This is a genomic window from Longimicrobiaceae bacterium, assembly GCA_035936415.1.
Taxonomy (GTDB): domain Bacteria; phylum Gemmatimonadota; class Gemmatimonadetes; order Longimicrobiales; family Longimicrobiaceae; genus JAFAYN01.
The window spans coordinates 1-3,017 of record DASYWD010000179.1 but is presented as its reverse complement, the minus strand read 5'-3'; the positions used below and the strand labels follow the sequence as shown (position 1 = coordinate 3,017).

Sequence of the window (3,017 nt, the reverse complement as noted above, 5' to 3'; positions counted from 1 at the left end):
CGCCGGGGCCTTCGAGGCCTTCGAGCCCGGCCGCCGCCGCGCCGCATGGGAAGCGCTCCGTGCCGCGGGCGACCTCCTCCCCCTGGCCCCCGCGCGCCGGCTCCCCTTCGACCCGCGCGAGCTGGAGGGGCCGGAGCTGGTCTTCCTGGACTACCTCGCCACCGGCATCTGCACGCACGGGCACCCCATGGAGCACCTGCGCCCGCGCCTGCGCGCCGCGGGAATCCTGTCCAGCGCGGAGCTCCCGGAGGTGGGGAAGGGGGAGAAGGTGCTGGTCTCGGGGCTGATCGTCGCCCGGCAGCACCCGGCCACGTCGAAGGGAACGGTGTTCGTGCTGCTGGAGGACGAGAGCGGCTTCATCAACGTGATCGTCCCCGCGAAGGTCTACGAGGCCAACCGCGAGACGGTGAAGTTCTCGCAGTTCCTGATCGTGGAGGGGCGCTTCGAGCGCGACGGGGCGGTGATGAACGTGGTGGGTCGGCGATTCCGGGAGCTGCCCCGGTCCATCGCCTTCCAGTCGCACGACTTCCGGTGAGGAGAGAGGAGGACTACGTGCCCGCTCCGGTCGCTCCACCGCCCCGCCGCGAGCGGATCTCCCGCAGCCCCACCACCGCCAGCGTCACCGCCGTGAGCGGCAGCACGAAGAAGACCATGGCGCCGCTGAACTCCGGGAGGACCTCGGACCGCGTGGCGGCGAGCACCAGGTAGGCGGTGTAGGCCACGTAGTAGCCGAAGAAGAGCAGCCCCTCCCAGCGGGAGATCCGGTGCCCGGAGAAGAAGATGGGGAGGCAGGCCACCGCGACCGCGATCATCACGGGGACGTCGAAGCGCAGCGCCGCCGGTGCCACGTCCACGCCCCCGGGCGCGACCAGCCCGGAAAACCCGAGCACCGCCAGGATGTTGAAGAGGTTGCTCCCCACCACGTTCCCCACCGCGATGTCGCGCTCCCCGCGGAGGCTCGCCAGCACCGAGGTGGCCACCTCCGGGAGCGACGTCCCCGCCGCGACGATGGTCAGCCCGATCACCAGCTCGTCGACGCCCAGCGTCGTGGCGATCTCCACCGCCCCGTTCACCAGCCAGCGCGAGCCCAGCACCAGCAGCACCAGGCCCCCCAGCACCAGCGCCGAGTCGCGCAGCCACGACGCCGCGCCCACCGCCGCCTCCCCGAACTCCCCCTCGTACTGCGCCTGCACCGCGGCCGTCTCGCGCCGGCTCTGCCGCACCAGGAAGGTCGTGTAGGCGACCGCCCCGCCGAAGAACAGCGCCCCGTCCAGGCGCCCGAACGCGCCGTCCAGCCCCAGCAGCAGCACCGCCACCGAGGCCCCGATCATCAGCGGAACGTCCAGCCGCACCAGCTGCTGCGCGACCACCAGGGGGGCGATCATGGCGGAGACGCCCAGGATGAAGAGGACGTTGAAGATGTTGCTCCCCACCACGTTCCCGAGCGCCAGGTCCGTCTGCCCGGCCAGGGCGGACTGCGCGCTGACCGCCATCTCCGGCGAGCTGGTGCCGAACGCCACCACGGTGAGGCCCACCACCAGCGGCGAGATCCCCAGCCCCGCGGCCAGGCGGGAGGCCCCCCGCACCAGCAACTCCGCCCCGGCGATCAGGATGGCGATCCCGAGCACGAACAGCACCATCGTCAGCGGACTCATGCGGGCCTTCTCCAGGGGGTGCGGGGTTCGCGGCGGGCCGGAGCCGGCCCGGCCATGAAGATAGGGAAGGCGCCCCGGGCCGGCACCTCCGGGGCGGTCACCGGTTGGGGCCCACCAGCCTGCGCCAGTCGCTCCCCGGCCGCTTCGCCTCCAGCTTCCGCGCGAGCCAGTCGCGCCAGGCCGGAGCCAGCTCCGGGCACTCCAGCAGCTCCGCGGCGAGGTCGTCGCGCCCCTCGCGGCGGAAGAGCAGGTCGTTCGCGAGCGCCACCGTCCAGCGCGGGCTCGGGCGCTCCACCCGCTCGCAGGGGGCGCCGGCCTCCACCGTCCCCTCGCGCAGCACCCGGTAGTACCACCCCGTGCGCCCCGTCCGCTGGACCCGCGCCGACAGGTCCTTGATGCGCCAGCGGCGGGCGATCTTCCAGCAGGGGCCGCGTGGCTGGGAGACCTGCAGCAGCGCCGTCCCCACGGCGTGCACGTCGCCGATGCACACCGTCTCCTCCGTCATCCCCGCGAGGGTGAGGTTCTCGCCGAAGGCGCCGAAGGGCATCTCCGCGATCCCCAGCTCCTCCCGCCACGCCGGGTAGTGCGCCGCGGCGTAGCCGAGCACTGCCTTCTCCGGCCCGCCGTGGTTCTTCCGGTCCGCCTGCCCGTCGCCCTCCAAGTTGGCCGTCCCGACGCGGACCGGGCCCGCGGCCGGCTCCTTGAAGAAGCCCGTGGTCCAGGCGCGATCCATCGGGTCGGGCGCGTCCTCCGCTCCGTAGGCGCGCGGGAGCCCCACCTGCACCGAGAGCACCCGGCCCACGGTCCCGTTCTCCTTCTCCATCTCTCCCCTCGATCTCCGGTGTTCCGACGCCGTGCCTCCGCCGCCCGCCGAAGTGGAAAACGTAGCACCGCCCGCGGGTGCGGAGAACTCCCCGCACGCAGTGTCCACACAAAGGCGAGAAAGCGCCCCCGGCGGGTGGCGGAAACGCCTTCCCGGAGGTAGTTTTCTCCGGCTTCGCAGGGCCGCAAAACTGGCACACTCCCGCCGCGCCGGGGTACAACACCCGGTTGCATCCGCATCGTTGCAGCGGATCCTGAGTTTCGACGTTTCCAGACGATAAAATGGCCGACGAGATCACGACCGAGCCGACCGGGAAGCCTGAGTCCAAGATCCTTCCGCGGCTGATCGAAGACGAGATGCGCGAGTCGTTCATCGACTACTCGATGAGCGTGATCGTACAGCGGGCGCTGCCGGACGTGCGCGACGGGCTGAAGCCGGTGCACCGGCGCATCCTGTACGCGATGCACGAGGCGGGGCTGTCGCCGAACCGGCCGTACAAGAAGAGCGCGACGGTCGTCGGCGACGTGCTGGGCAAGTAC

Annotated in this window: 4 protein-coding genes; 2 read left to right on the top strand and 2 right to left on the bottom strand. The window is 71.9% G+C overall.

What is annotated here, in order from left to right; genetic code table 11:
- Positions 1–535: hypothetical protein (locus VGR37_06985; GenBank protein HEV2147129.1), on the top strand; the 535-nt coding region annotated here is incomplete at its 5' end.
- 13 nt (positions 536–548) lie between these two features.
- Here VGR37_06985 and VGR37_06980 read toward each other — a convergent pair.
- Together VGR37_06980 and VGR37_06975 are read right to left on the bottom strand one after the other, a co-directional pair.
- Positions 549–1,655, bottom strand: a complete 1,107-nt coding sequence (locus VGR37_06980; GenBank protein HEV2147128.1) for a calcium/sodium antiporter — start codon at positions 1,653–1,655, stop codon at positions 549–551.
- Positions 1,656–1,752: 97 nt separating this feature from the next.
- The gene (locus VGR37_06975) at positions 1,753–2,478 is read right to left on the bottom strand and encodes an MOSC domain-containing protein (GenBank protein ID HEV2147127.1); all 726 of its coding nucleotides are present in this window, start codon (positions 2,476–2,478) and stop codon (positions 1,753–1,755) included.
- A 356-nt stretch (positions 2,479–2,834) separates the two neighbouring features.
- Between VGR37_06975 and VGR37_06970 the strand changes: the two genes are divergently transcribed.
- The coding region (locus VGR37_06970) for a DNA gyrase subunit A (GenBank protein ID HEV2147126.1) at positions 2,835–3,017 on the top strand (183 nt) is incomplete at its 3' end.